At 30.4% G+C, this 19,944-nt stretch carries 16 protein-coding genes; 8 read left to right on the plus strand and 8 right to left on the minus strand.

Annotated features, from left to right (window positions below; translation table 11 throughout):
• Window positions 1–12 precede the first annotated feature (12 nt).
• The 5 genes from icmH to slyA all read right to left on the minus strand — a co-directional run bounded on the left by icmH (window position 13) and on the right by slyA (window position 4,459).
• Window positions 13–1,176, minus strand: a complete 1,164-nt coding sequence (gene icmH, locus ACICP0_RS00165) for a type IVB secretion system protein IcmH/DotU (protein ID WP_395479955.1) — start codon at window positions 1,174–1,176, stop codon at window positions 13–15.
• Entirely contained in the window at window positions 1,173–2,531 is a 1,359-nt protein-coding gene (gene tssK, locus ACICP0_RS00170; RefSeq protein WP_395479956.1) for a type VI secretion system baseplate subunit TssK, read from the minus strand. The genes icmH and tssK overlap by 4 nt, the downstream gene beginning before the upstream one ends.
• Window positions 2,532–2,573: 42 nt before the next feature.
• On the minus strand, window positions 2,574–3,089 hold the full coding sequence (gene tssJ / locus ACICP0_RS00175; RefSeq protein ID WP_395479957.1) for a type VI secretion system lipoprotein TssJ: 516 nt from the start codon (window positions 3,087–3,089) through the stop codon (window positions 2,574–2,576).
• A gap of 21 nt (window positions 3,090–3,110) precedes the next feature.
• Window positions 3,111–3,503: a DUF4150 domain-containing protein gene (locus ACICP0_RS00180; protein ID WP_395479958.1), complete on the minus strand. Its 393-nt coding sequence runs from the start codon at window positions 3,501–3,503 to the stop codon at window positions 3,111–3,113.
• A gap of 521 nt (window positions 3,504–4,024) precedes the next feature.
• Complete coding sequence (slyA, locus tag ACICP0_RS00185) at window positions 4,025–4,459, minus strand: transcriptional regulator SlyA (RefSeq protein ID WP_395479959.1); 435 nt, start codon at window positions 4,457–4,459, stop codon at window positions 4,025–4,027.
• Window positions 4,460–6,116: 1,657 nt separating this feature from the next.
• On the opposite strand from slyA, the gene rnt reads away from it, so the two are divergent.
• Window positions 6,117–6,797, plus strand: a complete 681-nt coding sequence (gene rnt, locus ACICP0_RS00190) for a ribonuclease T (protein WP_395479960.1) — start codon at window positions 6,117–6,119, stop codon at window positions 6,795–6,797.
• A 215-nt stretch (window positions 6,798–7,012) separates the two neighbouring features.
• On the opposite strand, the gene grxD is transcribed toward rnt, so the two are convergent.
• Both grxD and asnS read right to left on the minus strand, forming a co-directional pair.
• On the minus strand, window positions 7,013–7,369 hold the full coding sequence (gene grxD, locus ACICP0_RS00195) for a Grx4 family monothiol glutaredoxin (RefSeq protein WP_395479961.1): 357 nt from the start codon (window positions 7,367–7,369) through the stop codon (window positions 7,013–7,015).
• 1,778 nt (window positions 7,370–9,147) lie between these two features.
• Window positions 9,148–10,551, minus strand: a complete 1,404-nt coding sequence (gene asnS / locus ACICP0_RS00200; protein WP_395479962.1) for an asparagine--tRNA ligase — start codon at window positions 10,549–10,551, stop codon at window positions 9,148–9,150.
• 564 nt (window positions 10,552–11,115) lie between these two features.
• Between asnS and rsmD the strand changes: the two genes are divergently transcribed.
• Window positions 11,116–11,700 carry a 16S rRNA (guanine(966)-N(2))-methyltransferase RsmD gene (gene rsmD / locus ACICP0_RS00205; protein WP_395479963.1) on the plus strand — a complete coding sequence of 195 codons (585 nt, stop codon included), beginning with the start codon at window positions 11,116–11,118 and terminating at the stop codon, window positions 11,698–11,700.
• An 832-nt stretch (window positions 11,701–12,532) separates the two neighbouring features.
• Here rsmD and udp read toward each other — a convergent pair.
• Window positions 12,533–13,312, minus strand: a complete 780-nt coding sequence (gene udp / locus ACICP0_RS00210) for a uridine phosphorylase (protein ID WP_395479964.1) — start codon at window positions 13,310–13,312, stop codon at window positions 12,533–12,535.
• Window positions 13,313–13,842: 530 nt separating this feature from the next.
• On the opposite strand from udp, the gene sufA reads away from it, so the two are divergent.
• The 6 genes from sufA to sufE all read left to right on the plus strand — a co-directional run bounded on the left by sufA (window position 13,843) and on the right by sufE (window position 19,504).
• A complete protein-coding gene (gene sufA, locus ACICP0_RS00215) occupies window positions 13,843–14,232 on the plus strand; it encodes a Fe-S cluster assembly scaffold SufA (RefSeq protein WP_395479965.1) in 390 nt (129 codons plus the stop codon).
• 14 nt (window positions 14,233–14,246) lie between these two features.
• Window positions 14,247–15,737, plus strand: coding sequence for a Fe-S cluster assembly protein SufB (gene sufB, locus ACICP0_RS00220; protein ID WP_395480221.1), 1,491 nt, complete (start codon window positions 14,247–14,249; stop codon window positions 15,735–15,737).
• A gap of 66 nt (window positions 15,738–15,803) precedes the next feature.
• On the plus strand, window positions 15,804–16,547 hold the full coding sequence (gene sufC / locus ACICP0_RS00225) for a Fe-S cluster assembly ATPase SufC (protein WP_395479966.1): 744 nt from the start codon (window positions 15,804–15,806) through the stop codon (window positions 16,545–16,547).
• On the plus strand, window positions 16,525–17,808 hold the full coding sequence (gene sufD / locus ACICP0_RS00230; protein ID WP_395479967.1) for a Fe-S cluster assembly protein SufD: 1,284 nt from the start codon (window positions 16,525–16,527) through the stop codon (window positions 17,806–17,808). Before sufC ends, sufD begins: the two co-directional genes overlap by 23 nt.
• Entirely contained in the window at window positions 17,805–19,031 is a 1,227-nt protein-coding gene (gene sufS, locus ACICP0_RS00235; protein WP_395479968.1) for a cysteine desulfurase SufS, read from the plus strand. The genes sufD and sufS overlap by 4 nt, the downstream gene beginning before the upstream one ends.
• A gap of 26 nt (window positions 19,032–19,057) precedes the next feature.
• A complete protein-coding gene (gene sufE / locus ACICP0_RS00240; RefSeq protein WP_395479969.1) occupies window positions 19,058–19,504 on the plus strand; it encodes a cysteine desulfuration protein SufE in 447 nt (148 codons plus the stop codon).
• Window positions 19,505–19,944 lie beyond the last annotated feature (440 nt).

Raw genomic sequence — 19,944 nt, forward strand, 5'->3', positions numbered from 1 at the left:
ATACACTATGGATTATGAAAAGATTAAATCAATTCTAGAATTGAATAATTGATTAAATTGGATTTTATCTTTTATTGTTTTATTTTTATTAAGACTTTCAGAAAAAATAAGTTTAGGATGGTTCACAGATTGATGTAATAAATTTAAAACCGTTTCAGCACGAGCTAAAGATAATGCTTGATTAGAAGGATATTGGGAAGTACAAATAGGTTGAGTGTCGCTATAGCCTCTTACAATTACTGTTTCTCTGAGTGTCGACATTAAGTTAGCTATTTGTTTAATAATAGATTTATAACGTTGGTTAATACAGGCTGAAGCCAAGGGAAAAACATCCCTTCCACATAAAGAAATCACAATTTTATTATTTTGTATAGAAATGGCTATATTGTTCTTAACAATATCTTCTTTAAATTGATATCGAAGTATATCCATTAAAAGTTCATTGGTATGAGGTGGTTTATTAGGTAAATTTAATTCATATAGTTGACCTTTTACGTCATTAGCAACAATCTCTAAACGTTGACCTAAAATAATATTTAATATACCAAAAATCAATCCACAAAATAATAAACATACTAATAGTATTATTTTAAATTGAGGAAAATTCTTATATGTCGTAAACATTACTTCTATTTGAGATAATGAGGTTGAATAATTACCGCGTATTTTACGTAATTGCTGTGCTAAACTGTGAGTAAGAATTTCAAGACGATACATGCCATTTTCCATTATTCTATAACGACCGCCAAAACCCAGCAATAAACAAAAATACATTAACTCCAGTAGATCAATGTAACGATTAATATCTTTTGATAATGTTGCCATTAAATGAAAAAATTTTTCACCACCACTCGTTTCATTATGAAATACTAAAAGTAAACTTTTACCTGTCCAAATATCACTTTGTCCCCATTTAGTTAAAGCGATTGCTTCATCTAACGCTGTACATAGACAGTAACGAGCGCCAATAATGACTTCATAATCTAGATCCAATCCCTGACATTGTTTTTCAAAATTATATATTTCATTAATTAATTTTTGCCGTAAAAGAGTTGGTTTAATTGGTGTTGAAATATAATAAAAATTAGAAAGAGCATTTAATAATGGTAAAGCAGTACAAACTAATGGATTATTATCCATAGCATATGACATCGGTAATATGACAGCTTCTCTCATGTTGATCTCGACTCATAAGAATTAGATGATCGTCGAATGGCCCAAAGAGCTATGCTCACATTGGAAAACTCACTAGCAACATAAATCGTAAGAGTTTTAGTATTTTCAATATCCTTCCATAAAACACTAGTTTCTTTTAGAAGGATATAGCTCCATCCAGGTTGATGTGCCAATTGTTTCGGAGCTTGGGATAAATAACATAAAGGTAATCCTGGTAATTGCAATTGTACAAGATCATGAATGCAATGAGTTGCAGAAATTTTAATCTGTGCTAAAAAATGGACGGCAGTTTCTTTATTTTTAAAATTATCTTGTACTGCCAATACAAAATCATAATTTTGATACATGCCAGATTCAGGTAATGTAGCTATGTTGAATCCAGGCATCTGTTGTCTCAAAGTTAGAGATACTATATTTTCTTCCAAAATAAAACATAGTCCTTTTCGTAAAAGCATCATTAGATCAATAAATGAACCACCTATATTTTTGTGATCATAGCGTGGTGTGTGATCCTTGCATTCATACGGAGGCTGGGATACTGCCAATTCTAATGCAAATGGTATCCATTCAGCGAATAGTCGTTCAGGATGAATTCGAGGCAATGTAAGCGTGTGCTCTACTGTAGCGCTAAAACGATATAGTAAATTTAATAAATGTAATTTACTGGTAGTCTCTTGACCAAGACCACATTTTTGAAGATAACGAGTCATTTTTTGACAACGCTGTATTAATAATCCTGACAATTCTTTTTGATATTGACTTAGCAAAGGATTAACATCACTATTGATTAAGGGTGGGATATAACTTTCTTCTAATACTATTCTACCATCTGACATTTTATCTTTAATACGTAAAACTCCTAAAGATAACCAATCACCGTTAAGTTCATTTTTTGGCATCAATCGAAGACGCAATTGACCGAAGTAAAGCGTTGCTTTTTCAGAAGAAACAGCATTACTGTCAGTAACATTTTTTTCAAATGCTATATAACGTGCTAACGATTCGTCAGAATCTTTAAAAATTACTTCATTGCGTCCAACATGTTGTATCGGCAATGCCAGAACGATAATTTGTCCACAATGTAAAGTGTAAATATCTAAGGGACGAGGCGCATTTTTAGAATCTGTAAAGTGAAAAATTGTCCCATCTGGAAAAATACCTTGAGCTGACGTCAGGGCTATTTTACCTAAAGCTAATAAACCTTGATCTAAAACAAGAGAAGAAAATCCCCAACAATATTCTCTACTCTGTAACCGCCACTGGCGTGCTTCTAAATAAGCTTCAAATTGCTGAAAGTGATGTGGACGTAAAAACATACCTTCAGTCCATAGTACTTTGTCAAAATTTTTAATCATAGTGCTCCTTAATCAGAAGATATATAATTATTTTTATAAATTTTACTTGCATTTTAATCCGTTAGAGGTGACAGTGATATTTGTGTGAATTATAGAATCAGTAGAACCATTCAATAAACGTCGCCATAGCGGCAATTTATTACTATAAGTTGGACAAATTGTTCTCCAATGTTGGTGCGTTATGTCTTTGTATTCAGCAAACAAACCAATATATTTTGTAGAAAATGGTAGATTCAAATGCAATTTTTTAGTTTTTTCTCCAGGAAGAAGAAAAAAATCTTGTGAATGAATTACAGTATCAAATAACATTTGATCACTAATATCTTGTAATTTTAAATAATCAGATGATAGGAATATGCTTTTATTATTTAAGAAAAAAATTCGTATCTTTAAGGGTAAACCTTGATTTATTTGACCTAAAATATTCAAATTTAGTATATACTCTCTTTGGGATGATTGTTGGTCTGCAGTACAACTGGAAAGCAATAGGATAGGAATCCAAAAAAACAAAAAATAGTGATGATAGCCTAACAAGCGAGACAATAGAGAAAGCAACATAATTATCCTTATAATATTGAGTTAATGGCCAAGCATCATAATCTTTAATTGGCTAGGAATAAGTCGCATACCAACTGAATTTATACCGTTTTGAAATGTTAAACTACTTAATCTAGTAGCAGGAGAGCTTTTTATTAATGTAGTGAAAGCGCCTGTGAGATGTCTCGAAGAACCCATGATCGTACCGGAAACTACACCGAGATTAATACCTGCATTATCTCCAAAGCTAGACCAAATTCTCGTGGCCATATTATGAGCTGGTAAACCAACAAAGAGTACTTTACAGGTATGCGGAGTAGCAATAACTCCTAGTGCTATATTAAAATAAGGCACTGGAACTATCATTGGAATCGGAGTTAAACAAACATCAGGAAAGGCTAAATCTAGTCCAAACAACTGGCAATTTGCAAACATAGTTATTTCTCTGAACTGTCATAAAAAATTAATTGATTAAATTTAGTTTTTAATTTATCAAAATGAATTATAACAGTCACTCAGGTAACTACCTGATTTTTACTTTAATTAATTAAATGAGTACGATGTTATATATACACTATAAGATTAAAAATATTTTTAATAAGTACGATAAATATTAGTATGGATTCACTGTTAAACGGTAAAAATTTGAATGATATCGGCATCATGTATTATCTTTGTTGATGCAATTCTATCTTTAACAACATAAAATACAAAATGTATGATGACTTATCATATAGATGGGGAAAAATTATCAATAACATAATAAATGATACATAAAATATAATATTAATAATAACTAATAATTGATAAATCTCAGATGGATTCTTTATTATTGAACATTAAATTTGATCAAAATCAATACTTTTACGTATTTTTATATCCTTATGCTTCTAAGAAAATTTGTTAGTAGAGTAAAACTGGCTATAAGCCAGTTTTACTGACGTCTACTTTCGTGGTCAAGTTTTATTAAACAGCTCTAAAATATTCTTTTCCAATTTTGAAATTATATTTTTTAAAAGATAAATTTCTTCTTGCCCAATACCATAAAAAATATCATTTTGAATGTTATTGATAATATTGCTCACTTCTTTGAGCACAGGTTCAGCAAATTTAGTTAATTTGATCCGTTTTGCTCGTCGGTCGTTAGAACAAATATGCCGTGTAATAAATCCTTTTTCTTCAAGCTGATCTAATGTTCGTACTAAAGATGGTTGTTCTATACCAATAGCCTTAGCCAGTTGAATCTGAGACTGTTCAGGTGGTAACTGGCAGATATTATATAATGTAATCCAATGTGTCTGCGTTAATTCTAAAGGTTTTAATCGATGGTCAATTAAAGTACGCCAAACTCGAACAAGTCGAGCTAAATCTGATCCTAATGGTGATTCCAATTCTTTCTCCTTATAAATAGGCTAATTATTATAGCTTGTCTCTAGATTATTTACTTTCATAATAAGTAAATTATCAAATTTATATATATTAATTATAAGCATGTATATTAATAATATATGCACGGTGTAAAGATAGAAGTTAGTAACATATTTTCCTTAATGTATTAAAAATATAACTATTCTATTTGTAATAGCTCCATTATAATCTAATCGTTAAAACGACATATCGAGATCCTTCATGTAACTTACATAGTCGACTAATGTGCTAATGTACAAGATAGTTTACTTATCACTGTACCACCATTATTACTATATACGTAGCCTATTGTTATATTTAAGTTAAATAAAGATATAACGAATATCAATATTTAATATTGACGTTTTTCTAACACAATTAAGACATGCATATATTTTATATTTCATAAAGTTCCACGTAAAAGAAAATGTCTATTTTATAGATATTTTGAAACAATTGTGTAACAGCATTAGATATTGTATTTTTTATCTAATTATTTCTTCTGTAAAGAAAGATTCTTCATATATTTCTATATATAATTAAATTCATTCTGTTATGTAAAATAAATTTTTCTTTTGAAATATAAGTATCTTAAATTTATAAGAAATTTATCTTTTTATGATACAATGCATCGTATTGCGATCATGCATTAATATCATTAATGAATATTTCATATTTGATCAATATTTAGCTTGGATCACATGTCCGAAGAAAGTTACACAGTACTAAACTAGGATATTAAGGATATCGATGTTTCATATGGAAAAGTATTGTCATAAAAGGATGAATATAAAATTATAGTTTTTTGTAATTATCTTATGTAGATATAAAATGACAAAAGTAGCCAGTCTTTTTTAAGGTAGTAAAATAAGTACGACACTGTAGTAAAAACAATTAAGATTAATTAAATTCTAAAATTTAATAATATGATATTCGTTAAATTGTCTAGTGAACCAACAATATCGAAATAAAAATTTTAAAAATCTATAAGTTAAGTAATTTTATTATTTGATTCTTTTTAATTTTTATATACACATGCAAATCAAAATTAGAGAAATTCACATCATATATAATATTACATTATAATATATAATATTACATTATAATATATAATATTACATTTTTTTGGTGTTACATATACATGTAAATTTACTTAACGCTATAAACAATATATTAAAATTGGGAAAAATTAAAGATAAAACAGTAGGTATGTGTCTAATAATTTTATTATCTATGTATTGGCTTGTTTTGTATACACGCGATTTGAAGATACAACAATAATATAAAACGAAGTTCATTAATTATATGAAATTAAGCAAATAATGACGTGCATTTCTTTTATAAAACAGGTTTATTTACTAATTAACTAAATAGTAATTTAAGATGAGTATATATTTGATAATATAATAATATTGTTACTTTTATTATTCTAAATATTCTAATAATCATTAGACATAGCACTTTAAGTAACATACAGATTTTTTTAGATAGAAAATAAGTATTTAAAGCATAGGTACTAAATACGGATTATTATATACTGTATAATAATATTTATTTATCTTTATGTATATTGTCATCATACAAGTAACTCTAAATTTTGTTACCACAATAGCTAGATTTTCAATAAATATAAGAATGTATATGGTTGTAAAAAATAATGTAAATACTTTATGTGCTCGCTTCCGCGGTTTTTATCCAGTTGTCGTTGATGTAGAAACGGCAGGACTCAATTCTAGTAGCGATGCTCTATTAGAAATTGGTGTCATAACTATGAAGATGGATAGTAATGGATGGTTGGAATTTGATAATACTTTACATTTCCACATCGATCCTTTTCCCGGTTCGTTATTACAGCCCGAGGCATTAGCTTTTAATGGCATTGACCCATGTAATCCTTTGCGTGGTGCTATCAGTGAATATGAAGCTATACATGAAATCTTCAAATTAGTACGCAAAGGGCTCAAGGAACAAGATTGCAGTCGTGCCATTATTGTTGCACATAATGCTGCCTTCGATCACGGATTTTTGATGGCAGCTGCAAGCCGATCTAGATTAAAACGAAATCCTTTTCATCCTTTTGTAACTTTTGATACAGCAACTCTCAGCGGTTTAGTTTTGGGACAAACAGTATTGGCAAAAGCTTGTAAAATTGCAGGTGTTCCCTTTAATAGCAATGAAGCGCATTCAGCACTATATGATACAGGACGTACTGCCTCACTATTCTGTGAGCTTGTAAATCGTTGGAAACGACTTGGAGGTTGGCCACCACAAATCATATTATCTGAATCAAGTAATGCATTGAATAAACACATTATTATTTAACAATTTTTGGAAACTGTATTATCTGGCCGATAAATTTTTAAATAAATTTTTTTGTGATATATTATAAAATAATATTTACTTATATATATGTTGATTCGACTTCATAAGTCTAAAGAACTATAATGCAATGTTTTTATATACAGTATATTTTCTATCGAAACAATATAGTTTTTAAAAATATTATACAGATATATTGTGAATAAAATCACTGTAAGCTACTCAGAGTTTATTCCTAATGAATCTTCTTTAATATTTTTTATCGATATTTTTTGGACTAACGGTTTGAGTTCCCCACGATGATACATCTCTATTAGAATATCACAGCCGCCGATAAGTTCACCATCAATCCAAAGTTGTGGAAAAGTTGGCCAATTAGCATATTTTGGAAGCTCAATACGAATATCTGGATTGGTTAGTACATCGACATAAGAAAAATGTTCTCCGCAAGCAGATAGTATTTTCACTGCTTTAGCCGAAAATCCACAACTTGGTAATTTTGGTGAACCTTTCATATATAGAAGAATCGGATTTTCAGCAATTTGTTTTTTAATTTTTTCTATAATTGTAGTCATAGTTTTACTTTCTCAATCTAGCAGATAATTTTACTTGTTGTATATAAGAACCAGAATTACTTACTGTTTTAGACAACTATGTCTAATAGCCACTATGTCTAATAGCCACTGTATTTTAAATTAAGTTTTGATGATCTGTTTTAGTTATTTAGAATTAAAAAATATATTCCATATATGATAGTTTTTATAAAAAAGCATAAATTACTCTTAATCTATTATATTAATAATGTCTTTTTAAATTCATGTAGTTAAGTTTAGTAGCGCCACCTATTAGCAATTAGCATCGTTTGATACTGACCCATTATAACTTTTTACCACTGTATATACCGGAAAGTATACTACTGTATGTAGACTTAAAGTCAAGAGAAAATATTGTACTACTATGATGGTGATCTATTGTCTATAATATCATGTGATGCTACACACTCATATATTGATAAAGTGTTAGTTTATTCAAAATACGCTAAATTTATAAAATTAGACCAATATAACCATAGATATAAATAAAAATGCCTAATGATCCACATCTTTAGCGTAGTGTTAGCGTAAATAAAATAATATATTGTAAATATATATGAGTTTTTAACTACTCTTTTGTCAATACTTAATCCTATTAATAACTGGTATTAATAATTAATATTACAATAAATAACCATAGTTACTCTATATAAAATTAATCCATCAGCCTAATATTCATTAGATAATAGTAATATCTATTATATTTATTTATTTAATGCGTGATTATGGTGATAAAACTGGGTAATTATTAATGTATTTAATAGAAAATGTATAAATTTAAAATTTTTTCTATTTCCTTCTAGTTTATTGAGAATATTAAATTCTATAGTTAATGATAGTATTGTTAATATAAGCAGCATCTTACGCTAGTGGGCGTGTCGTATTGTAATCTTTTGATAATTGATTAAAAAAACGTTTCTTCTGTTTCAAAGGGACTGATATAACCGATGTATCTCTGACAATGTCATTATCAGGGTAATTATAACAATTATTTGTGGATATTAATTATTTGTGAATATTGAAAAAATCTTGTTAGAAAAAAAGTGTTGTTAATTGTCCTCTATTACATATTGTCATAGCGACAAGATACTGACAATACATGATTGTAATAAGTGTTATGTAAACATGCAAATTTAATTTATTTATATATATTATATACGAAGCTATATGAAATTGTGTATTAACATATGTTCTGATTATTTTTGTATAATTTATTCATTTGAATTTAAAAATAAATTTAAAAAAAGCTGAAGTGTTGTTATTTTGTTGATACAACATTTTCTAATGTTATTTTGTATATCAAATATACTAGATTGTTTACGAATATATTTCTATATATACTAATATTTTTTTAAGAAAAAATCTATGCTAACAATTTTCCAAATTATAAATGTTTAACTTTTTATATCAGTAAAATTACACATATTTATCGATATCATTTATATTTATAAATAACTCAGTTCGGTTGCAAGTAATAGATAATTCACATATTTGTATTTCTTTAGTAGTACGAAAAATTAATTTATTTATTAATGAGCGAAAAAAGTCATTTAATAGAATAAACTAATCTATTTAATATTTAGGATTTTTTATGAAACAAAACATTAATTATATTAATCATAACCATCATTAAGAAGATATGCCGCCTTAACGAGGCGCTATTGGTTATCTCAAAAAAAATCACGTCCTATTCTTTTGAAGATAAAAGGATATTAAATAAATATCAATCATCATCGATCAATACGTTTTGTTAATATAAATTAAAATCTTGCATGTTTCGGATAGCGGGGAAAGGGTACCACATCACGAATATTTTTCATACCTGTAACATAAAGAATTAATCTTTCTAAACCTAATCCAAAACCAGAATGTGGAACTGTACCATAACGACGTAAATCACGATACCACCAATAGTCATCTTTTTTTAAACTCATATTTTTTAAACTAATATCTAGCTTTTCTAAACGTTCTTCACGTTGTGAACCGCCGATGATCTCACCAATACCGGGAGCAAAAATATCCATCGCTGCAACTGTTCTTCCGTCATCATTTATTCTCATGTAAAATGCTTTTATGTCTTTAGGATAATTCTTCACTATTACTGGTGCCTTAAAGTATATATCTGCTAGATAGCGTTCATGTTCAGAAGAAAAATCTATACCCCAATAAACTGGAACTTCGAATCTATGACCACAACGTTCAAGAATCTTGACTGCTTCAGTGTAGTCGATCTGTATAAAATCTGTATTGATAAAATTTTTTAAACGCTTAATTGCGTCTTTATCGACCCATTCAGCAAAAAATTGCATATCGTCAATACGTTCGATTAAGACCGATTGAAATAAGTATTTAAGCATTTTTTCTGATAAATTGGTAATATCTTCAAGCGTTGCAAATGCCATTTCTAATTCTACCATCCAAAATTCAGCAAGATGTCGACTAGTATTAGAATTTTCTGCCCGAAAAGTTGGACCAAAAGTATATATTTTAGATAAAGCACAAGCATAACTTTCAGCATTTAGTTGACCAGAAACTGTGAGAAATGTCTCTTTTCCAAAAAAATCTTTACAATAATTTACTTTTCCATCTGGAGTGTTAGGTACATCTTCTAGGTCAAGCGTAGAGACACGAAACATGTCGCCTGCTCCTTCAGTATTAGAAGAAGTAATTAGAGGCGTAGATACCCAAAGAAAACCTTTTTCATTCATAAATCTATGAATAGCCTGGGCTAACGTATGACGTACACGCGTTACTGCACCAATTACATTAGTACGTGGTCGTAGATGAGCTATTTCTCGTAAATATTCTAAACTATGTCGTTTAGCCGCTATTGGATAAGTATCCGGATCATCTATCCAACCTAATACTTTTATTAATTTTACTTGAATTTCATAACATTGTCTATTGCCTAAAGATTTTACTAGTTTTCCAATTATCATGACAGAACAACCAGTAGTTAAACGTAAAACATCATGTTGATAGTTAAATAGGGTGCTTTTTATAACAGTTTGTAAAGACTTGAAGCAAGATCCATCACGGATAACAAGAAAAGAAAGTCCAACTTTAGAATCTCGGCGGGTACATACCCAACCCTGTACAGTTACGGTGTGATCAATGGGTACACGACCTTGAAGTATGTCAACTACAGGTACTACGCTACTCATAGCGAACCTTCCCATTTTAAGTATAGTTACACGTGGTATTACCGTAAATCGTGCACTATATTGACTATGTATTTAATGTTAGTAATTTATATGACAATTAATTTATTTATGTAATATTAATCTGTTTAGATTTTAGAATCCCACAGATTCTATTTTTAATGTCAATATTATTTTCATATTAATTATTGCAATAAATTCAATATTTATGTTATTAATTCTCACTTATTTTTTTATTAATTTTATATTAAATTCAACAATTATGGATTTTGAAATCCACTCAAAAGCGTTTTATATTAAAAATATTTAAAATACTTCTAAGCAAACCTTTGTAATCATGTTACTACGGTGTAATTTTACATGTTCGTTATATTATAATATATAAACTTTGAGTCCTTAAACACTAAAACTAAAATTAGTTTTTTCATGATATACTCGTTACTAATTTCATTGATTTGTTGCACTGTAAATTAGTTATTAAATAATAAATATTTTATGATATAATTAGATTTAGCAACATATTGAACTGCATACAATTTTTTTATATAAACTCCTATCATCAACAATATGCATATTAAAAAAAATTTTCAATCCACTGGTCATATCCGTATTATTGGAGGCCAATGGCGTGGATATAATTTATCAGTTCTCAATAATCCCGGTCTTCGGCCAACAACAGATCGTATGAGAGAAACTTTATTTAATTGGCTAGATCCAGTAATACAGAACGCACGTTGTTTAGATTGTTTTGCTGGTAGTGGAAGTTTAGGTTTAGAAGCACTGTCGCGCGGTGCTTCTAATGCAACTTTATTAGAAATAAATCGTGCGGCTAGCATCCAATTAACTAAAAATATTCAATTTTTGACGGTAGTAATGTCAGCCAAAGTCATTACGACCGACACTTTGTATTGGCTAATGCAACCCGGTGAAACATTCGATGTTATATTTATTGATCCACCATTTTATCAAGGAATAGTAGAAAACGTAATAACATTATTAGAACAATATAAACGGTTAGCCGATAAATCTTGGATTTATATTGAAACTGAAGTAGAAAAAATTATTCCCAATCTAGCTTCTTGTTGGCAGTTACATCGAGAAAAACTTACTAGAAATGTAGCATATCGGCTGTATGTTCGCAGATTATATTAAAATGATACGTATGATATAACATGATAAATATCATAATTATTTACTATTGCATTTTTAATAAATAGATTTTTAAATGAATTGTAATGTTGGTTTCGTGATTTAATAAAAATTAAATAACATATCGTACTCTTTTATTTTTCATTCATTCAAATACTCAACTTATTAAAAACATCAAGGAACCAAAAAACATATTCATTAATAACAATAATTGCATTCCTTATTTTGTCTCATGCTAATTTTTTACGATAGGAGTAAAATAAATCATATTGATTAGTACCTGCTTTAAGTTATTAATATCGTTTTGTATAAAATGCATCCTACTAATTTTTATTATCTAACATGATACTGAATCATGTAATGTCGATATATTAATCGGATTGTACTCCAGTATCTCGCATTAGCATAGCAACTTTTAGATAATAAATATATTAAATTTTACATATTGTACATTTTATCCACTGCAATAGCATCTTTGATCGAACAGACAATTCTTGTAGATAAATTACATAACTTTTTCACTAAAACAATCGTTCATGGGTTTTTAAAATAAAATATTAAAATATATCAATGACCGAAATGAATATTCAGTTAAAAACAAAATGTACTGGTATTTGAAGTCAGTACAATTTTTGTTAAAAATTATTGGTTTTATTAAAACAAACGATTTATGGTCACTTTTTTCTAGTTAGATAGGCAAGCAAAAGGAGATGTTTGTTTTAAATTATATTTTCATTTTATTTACAATGTTAATAAAATATAATATTTATCTACAAGTAAATTAATTAATAATTATATTAATTATGAAGAATTAAATAATTCAAATCAGAAAAAATTATGATATTTTAGATGTAGATAAAATTAAATGAGCAGCTTCAAAAACAATTTTTACTACTGTATTTTCTGTTTGCTGTATAAAAGTAGTAACATCAGGATGTTCTTGTTGTACACGATTCACAATTACTCCTGCTACCATGCCAGCATGTAGTCCTTGTGTCGCACATTGAGTAAATAAGGTAGCAGACTCCATTTCATAGTTCATTACTCCCATGTCTTGCCATTCTTGCATTGATCCTCTAAATCTTTTAACTATACGACCAGAATAAGTATCATAGCGTTCTTGACCGGGATAGAAAGTATCAGACGAGGCCGTAATGCCTACGTGTAACGTAGCACCACATTTTTTTGCTGCGTGAATTAATGCAGCAGTGCAATCAAAATCTGCAACTGCTGGAAATTCTAATGGAGCAAAGTGCTGGCTAGCTCCATCTAGACGGACGACACCAGTAGTTACTAATACGTCACCTATATTAATGAATTTTTGAATTGCCCCAGTACTTCCGACACGAAGAAAAGTACGGATGCCTAGCTGGGCTAGCTCCTCTATTGCGATAGAAGTAGACGGCCCTCCGATTCCAGTAGAACAAATAACAATAACTGTTCCGTCTAGTTCAGCTCTCCAAGTAGTAAACTCTCGATGAGTCACTAAATGTATTGGATTTAACATTAGCCGGGCAATTTTTTCTACTCTCTTAGGATCTCCTGGTACAATAGCAAGGCTTGCACCTTGCAAATCAGAATGTTTTAAACCAAGATGGAAAACACTGGATGTCATAAAGTTACATTCCTATATAAAATATTTGAACTGGCGATGATACCATATCATTTTCTAATTTTCTGGAATTATAACTCCGATTTTACAATAATATTGTTATATCTTTCAGAAAGAGTTAAAGTATGTTATGTCTAATGTGATGTGTGTGGATTTATATTTAATAAAATTTACTTATCTCTCATAATTTTCATAATTAATGATAGTAATTATTGACACCATATATATCCTTAAAATATATATTTTTTATTTATCATCTTCTAGCTAGCCATTTATTGAAAAATAATGATACACAGTTATATTGTGGAAGTTATGTTCATAGATTTTTAATAACGCAGTGAAATATTCTGACAATATATACTCTTTATTAGTCATTAAATGATTGTTATCGGAAGTTATACAACTTTTAATATGAGCATAATAAGTAAATTATATATTTTACATTTAAGGTTTAAAATTAAAAAGACTATTTCAATAATCTCGTGGCTCAGTGATCTACTAATCATTTTTTAACATATAAAAAGGTAAATATGATGCAGATAAATAGTAATGTTAACAAATCTTTTTTTGACAAAAATATTTGGCACGGTCTAAAACTCACTGATTCTGCTGTTCAGCAAATCCGTAACTTAATGAAACATGATACCAATATGTTGGGTTTACGAGTTAATGTGAAACAATCAGGCTGCGCTGGCTTTAGTTATATAATTGAAAAAGTTTTTGAACCAAAAAACAATGACTTAGTTTACGAGCATAAAAATGTAAAACTTTATGTCCCACTAAAAACAATGCCTTTCGTTGATGGCACAGAATTAGATTATAGACAAGAAGGGCTGAATTGCGTATTTAAATTTAACAATCCCAAAGTTCAGCACATTTGCGGATGTGGTGAAAGTTTTGGTTTTGGAGCGATCACTGTATGATCTTAAAAAATAATATGAAGACTTCAGACAAAACCGATTCAACCCAATCTTGGATAAAAACTAAACGTTATAAAGAAGGATTCTTTACTCATGTAACAACTGAAGAATTAGCATGTGGTATTAGTGAAGACATAATACATAAAATATCCGAGATACGTGGTGAACCGAAATGGATGTTAGAATTTCGTCTTAATGCGTATCGCGCTTGGCTAAACATGAAAGAACCGCATTGGTTGAAAGCAAATTATACAACGCTTGATTATAATACATACATATATTATTCAGCGCCACTATGTACTAATCATAATAGTACGCACGATATACAATCGAATACAATGCAAACAGATGATACCAAAAAAGTAAAAAATTACTTAACAAATGAAGTAGAGCAAGCCTTTAATCAATTGGGTATTCCGGTGCGAGAAGGAAGTGCTGTAGCTGTAGATGCAATTTTTGATTCAGTTTCAGTATCCACAACTTATCGCCATAAATTAGCAAAAATAGGTATTATATTTTGTTCTTTTAGCGAAGCAATACACGACTATCCAGAATTAGTACGCCAATATTTGGGCAGTGTTGTACCTGCTAATGATAATTTTTTTGCTGCACTAAATGCGGCAGTAGCTTCCGACGGCACTTTCGTATATATTCCAAAAGGAGTGCATTGCCCTATGGAACTGTCAACGTATTTTCGCATTAACTCTGCTAAAACTGGCCAGTTTGAACGAACAATTTTAATTGCCGATGAAGGCAGTTATGTTAGTTATATTGAAGGTTGTTCAGCACCAGTACGTAATAGCTATCAATTGCATGCAGCAGTAGTAGAAGTTATCGTTCTTAAAGATGCTGAAGTAAAATACTCCACAATACAAAACTGGTTTTCTGGTGATGAACTTAAAGGCGGAATTCTCAATTTTGTCACTAAACGTGCATTATGCGCCGGTGATAATTCAAAAATGTCTTGGACACAATCTGAAACAGGATCAGCCATTACTTGGAAATATCCAAGTGTTATTTTACGTGGTAATAATACAACAGGGGAATTTTTTTCAGTAGCAGTTACTAATGGTTATCAGCAAGCAGATACTGGAACAAAAATGATTCACATAGGTAAGAATACTCGTTCAACTATTATTTCAAAGGGAATTTCTTCTGGACGAGGTGAAAATAGTTACCGAGGGCTAGTTAAAATTATGCCTACTGCTACTAATGCAAGAAATTTCACTCAATGCGACTCAATGTTGATCGGTAGTGAATGTGGTGCTCACACTTTTCCATCTGTGGAAGTACACAATGATACTGCTCACGTAGAGCATGAAGCTACAACTTCCCGAATTAGTGAAGAGCAACTATTTTACTGTCGTCAACGCGGTATCAGCGATGATGATGCAATTTCTATTATCGTTAATGGATTTTGTAAAGATATTTTTTCCGAACTGCCATTAGAATTTGCCGTTGAAGCACAAAAATTACTAACTATTAGTCTTGAAAATAGTGTAGGTTGAATATATGTGTGTTAGGTCATATTTATTCAAATAGCTTTAACAAAACTAGGTAAAGGAACATAACATATGTTATCAATCAAAGAATTAAAGGTTGTCATAGACGACAAAATAATTCTTAATGGACTAAATCTAGAAATAAAACCTGGTGAAGTACATGCTATTATGGGACCAAATGGTTCTGGAAAAAGTACCTTATCTGCGACACTTGCAGGACGTGAAGATTGTAAAATTAGTACAGGCAGGGTATTGTTTAAAGGTAGTGACTTACTTTCTATGAAAGTAGAAGAACGAGCAGGGGAAGGTATCTTTATGGCATTTCAATATCCAGTAGAAATTCCAGGTGTCAGTAATCATTATTTTTTACAAACTGCCTTAAATGCTGTACGTAAATATCGTGAGAAAATACCGTTAGATCGATTTGCTTTTAATGAGTTAATAGAATCTAAAATAAAACTATTAAATATGCCAAATGACTTATTAACTCGTTCAGTTAACGTTGGTTTTTCTGGTGGTGAAAAGAAACGTAATGATATTTTACAAATGGCTATATTAGAACCAGATTTATGTATTTTAGATGAAACAGACTCTGGTCTAGACATCGATGCGTTAAAAATCGTATCACACGGTATAAATACATTACGTCATGGTAACAGATCATTTATTATAATTACACACTATCAACGTATTTTAGATTATGTCACACCTGATCATGTTCATGTACTATATCAAGGTAGAATTGTGAAATCCGGTAATTTTTCTCTAGTAAAACAGCTTGAGGAGCAAGGATATGGTTGGCTTACCGAACAATAATCATCTTTCTGCCTTGCACCAATGGCGAAAATTATTTTTTGAAAAACAAAATAATGCACAGTCTACTCAAGCTTATACTCACTGGCAAAGTGTTGAACGTTTAGGCATGCCTACTCATAAACATGAACATTGGAAATATATTTCATTAAAAAAATTTCTTGCATATTACTTTTCATTAGTTACTCACACGGTAATGACCGTAGATCATAATACTTTTAGTCTAGGATTAAACGCTTATCGTCTAATTTTTATTAATGGTTTCTTTATAGAAAGGCTAAGCGATACAGAAACTGGCGTATGGCATATCGAAGTTGAACAAGGTTCCAGGCGTAAGCCGTTACCTTCTCCTATTTATTCAGAGGTATTTTTGCACTTAACGGAAAGTTTCAGCCAAGAAACTATCCGTATTTGTCTGCCATCGAATAGAACAGCATCTAAACCACTCTATCTACTGCATATTAGCCAAGGTAATGAAGATAAAAAAACATTAAACATGATGCATTATCGCCATCATATTGATATTGAAATGGGAGCACGAGGAGAAGTGATAGAACATTTCGTTAGCATGGACCAAAAAGGACATTTTAGCGGAGCACGAACATCAATTACAGTAGGTGATAACGCCCACCTAAATTATATTAAATTAGCGTTTGAAAACCATGCTAGTTATCATTTTGGTTACGATGATATCATCATCGGACAAAATGCTGTAGTACGCAACAGAATATTTGTCCTTGGATCCGAATTAGCACGACACCAAACTAGCGTGCAATTAAATGGAGAGGGATCGGATTTATTAATCAATAGTCTTATGCTACCTTTTGGAGAGAGTATTAGCAATACTAGTACTTACCTTGAACATAATAAAGGCTATTGTCTAAGTCGTCAATTGCATAAAATAATTGCCGGAAATCGTGGTAAAGGAATATTTAACGGTTTAATTAAAGTTGCTAAATATGCACTCAAGACTGACAGTCATATGATTAATAATAGCCTTTTGATGAACCGATTAGCTGAAGTGAATACTAACCCTCAATTAGAAATTTATACAGATGATGTTAAATGCAGTCACGGTGCTACTATTGGCTGTATTGACGAAGAACAAATGTTTTATTTACGTTCACGAGGAATTATCCGCACAGATAGTCAAAAAATGATTCTCTCTGCTTTTTTAGCAGAGGTGATAGAAATAATTCACCATGATACTGTACGAGAGATTATACAAGCTCGTATTGAAGAAACCTTCCAAGAGGTAGTATGATCTATCCCATTGATCAAATTCGATCCGATTTCCCAATTTTAACACGACATGTAAATAAGCAAAAGTTAATTTATCTTGATAGTGCAGCAAGTGCACAAAAGCCTAATACTGTTATTAATTGTGAAAGTAATTATTACCGACAGGGATACGCTGCAGTGCATAGAGGAATTCATACACTAAGTAGTGAAGCAACGGATCGTATGGAACAGGTGCGTATTCAAGTATCGCGATTCATTAATGCTACATCAGCGGATGAAATTATTTTTACAAAAGGTACTACTGAAGGTATTAATTTAGTGGCAAATAGTTGGGGACGACATTTTACACAATCTGGCGATAATATTATTATTACTGAAATGGAACATCACTCGAATATTGTTCCTTGGCAAATGTTGGCTCAAGAAAAAAATCTTACACTGCGTTATATTCCTTTACTACCAAATGGAACTTTAGATATCGATAGGTTATCGTCGCTCGTTGATAAAAGAACACGACTGTTCGCTATAACACAAGTATCTAATGTTTTAGGCACAGTTACTCCTTTAACATCTTTAATTTCTATAGTACGTTCATCTAGCGATGCACTAGTGTTGATTGATGGTGCTCAAGGAGTTATGCATAAAAAAGTAAATGTACAAGCGCTGGATTGTGATTTTTATGTCTTTTCTGGACATAAACTTTATGGACCTTCCGGTATCGGTATCCTGTACGGTCGAAAAATGTTGTTAGATAGCATGCCTCCATGGGAAGGAGGTGGATCAATGATTCGTAGCGTTACTTTAAAATTTGGTACTACTTTTAGTCGTATCCCGACTCGGTTTGAAGCAGGCTCACCAAATACTGCCGGTATTATTGGACTAGGTGCTGCTATCGATTATATCGAGCAAATAGGATTGGATAATATTCAAGTTTATGAAAATAGGTTAATGTGCTATGCGTTACAAACGTTACGACAAGTACCAGAGTTAATTCTTTATGGGCCAGAAGAGCGTATTGGAGTCATAGCTTTTAATTTTCATCATCATCATGCTTATGATGTAGGGAGTTTTCTTGATCAGTATGGTATTGCTATTCGTACTGGTCACCTTTGTGCAATGCCATTAATGGCGTATTTTAAGGTACCAAGTATGTGTCGTGCATCTTTAGCAATATACACTAATTATGATGATATCGATTGTTTGGTAACTGGTTTGCTACGAATCCACCGTTTACTTAAATTATAACTCCTAATTGCGGAGTAAACATTAGCATGGAATCACTACTACCTAATAAACAACAATTATTGAAAAATTTTTTTCTTTGTAGAAATTGGGAGGAAAAGTATCTTTATATTATAGAGTTAGGTAATTATCTTCCATCATTTCCATTGAGTATGCGCATTCCAGATAATCTCATTATGGGTTGTCAAAGTCAAGTCTGGATTATAATGATGATTACTGCTGGTACGTCTGGTGTAGTTCAACTATATGGCGACAGCGATGCTGCTATCGTGAAAGGGCTAATTGCTATAGTATTTATACTTTACAACGGATTGAGCGCAACGGAACTCAGTATACTTGATGTACGTCCATTCTTTAATTCAATAGAATTGGGTCGACATTTGACGTCATCTCGATTACAGGGCATAGAAGCTATGATACGTACTATTCGCGCACAGGCTATACAACATATAAAAACACATCATTATAATATGTAGTGTTATTTATTGATACAAATCAAAGAAATATCACACTTTAGAAGTAAAATACTGTCCTATTAAAAGAGTAGATACAGAAATTTATTTCAAGATTAGAGATTAATAAAACTTTTTTGACAAAATATAAATCAGCATGGTCACGATAAAATATCTAAGTTCAATGTTAGTTACATATAAAATAATAAATTATAGATTTTTAATTCTTATCAGTGTCAGGATAAGATCTCTTTTGATTTGATGATTTTCAAAAGAAGACCTATATTCCTTATTCCTTTGTGCTTTTTATTTACACTAATCGATAATTCTACAATTAAATGAATACTAATTCATTTAATCAGTAGTCTTTTAATAATATTTTAGTCTTTGAGACAATATTACATTGCACCATTCATTTTTTATATCATTTGGTTATATTAGTTTTAATAACTATAGTTAAATAT

The sequence above is a fragment of the Candidatus Curculioniphilus buchneri endosymbiont of Curculio glandium genome (assembly GCF_964275155.1).
In the GTDB taxonomy this organism is placed as follows: domain Bacteria; phylum Pseudomonadota; class Gammaproteobacteria; order Enterobacterales; family Enterobacteriaceae; genus Curculioniphilus; species Curculioniphilus buchneri.

Coding starts and splice junctions, on each gene's coding strand:
- rsmD (WP_395479963.1), top strand. CDS start 11,116: ATGCATATTAAAAAAAATTTTCAATCCACTGGTCATATCCGTATTATT.
- sufS (WP_395479968.1), top strand. CDS start 17,805: ATGATCTATCCCATTGATCAAATTCGATCCGATTTCCCAATTTTAACA.
- sufB (WP_395480221.1), top strand. CDS start 14,247: ATGAAGACTTCAGACAAAACCGATTCAACCCAATCTTGGATAAAAACT.
- rnt (WP_395479960.1), top strand. CDS start 6,117: ATGGTTGTAAAAAATAATGTAAATACTTTATGTGCTCGCTTCCGCGGT.
- tssJ (WP_395479957.1), bottom strand. CDS start 3,089: ATGTTGCTTTCTCTATTGTCTCGCTTGTTAGGCTATCATCACTATTTT.
- udp (WP_395479964.1), bottom strand. CDS start 13,312: ATGACATCCAGTGTTTTCCATCTTGGTTTAAAACATTCTGATTTGCAA.
- icmH (WP_395479955.1), bottom strand. CDS start 1,176: ATGAGAGAAGCTGTCATATTACCGATGTCATATGCTATGGATAATAAT.
- sufC (WP_395479966.1), top strand. CDS start 15,804: ATGTTATCAATCAAAGAATTAAAGGTTGTCATAGACGACAAAATAATT.
- grxD (WP_395479961.1), bottom strand. CDS start 7,369: ATGACTACAATTATAGAAAAAATTAAAAAACAAATTGCTGAAAATCCG.
- sufE (WP_395479969.1), top strand. CDS start 19,058: ATGGAATCACTACTACCTAATAAACAACAATTATTGAAAAATTTTTTT.
- sufA (WP_395479965.1), top strand. CDS start 13,843: ATGCAGATAAATAGTAATGTTAACAAATCTTTTTTTGACAAAAATATT.
- ACICP0_RS00180 (WP_395479958.1), bottom strand. CDS start 3,503: ATGTTTGCAAATTGCCAGTTGTTTGGACTAGATTTAGCCTTTCCTGAT.
- sufD (WP_395479967.1), top strand. CDS start 16,525: ATGGTTGGCTTACCGAACAATAATCATCTTTCTGCCTTGCACCAATGG.
- asnS (WP_395479962.1), bottom strand. CDS start 10,551: ATGAGTAGCGTAGTACCTGTAGTTGACATACTTCAAGGTCGTGTACCC.
- tssK (WP_395479956.1), bottom strand. CDS start 2,531: ATGATTAAAAATTTTGACAAAGTACTATGGACTGAAGGTATGTTTTTA.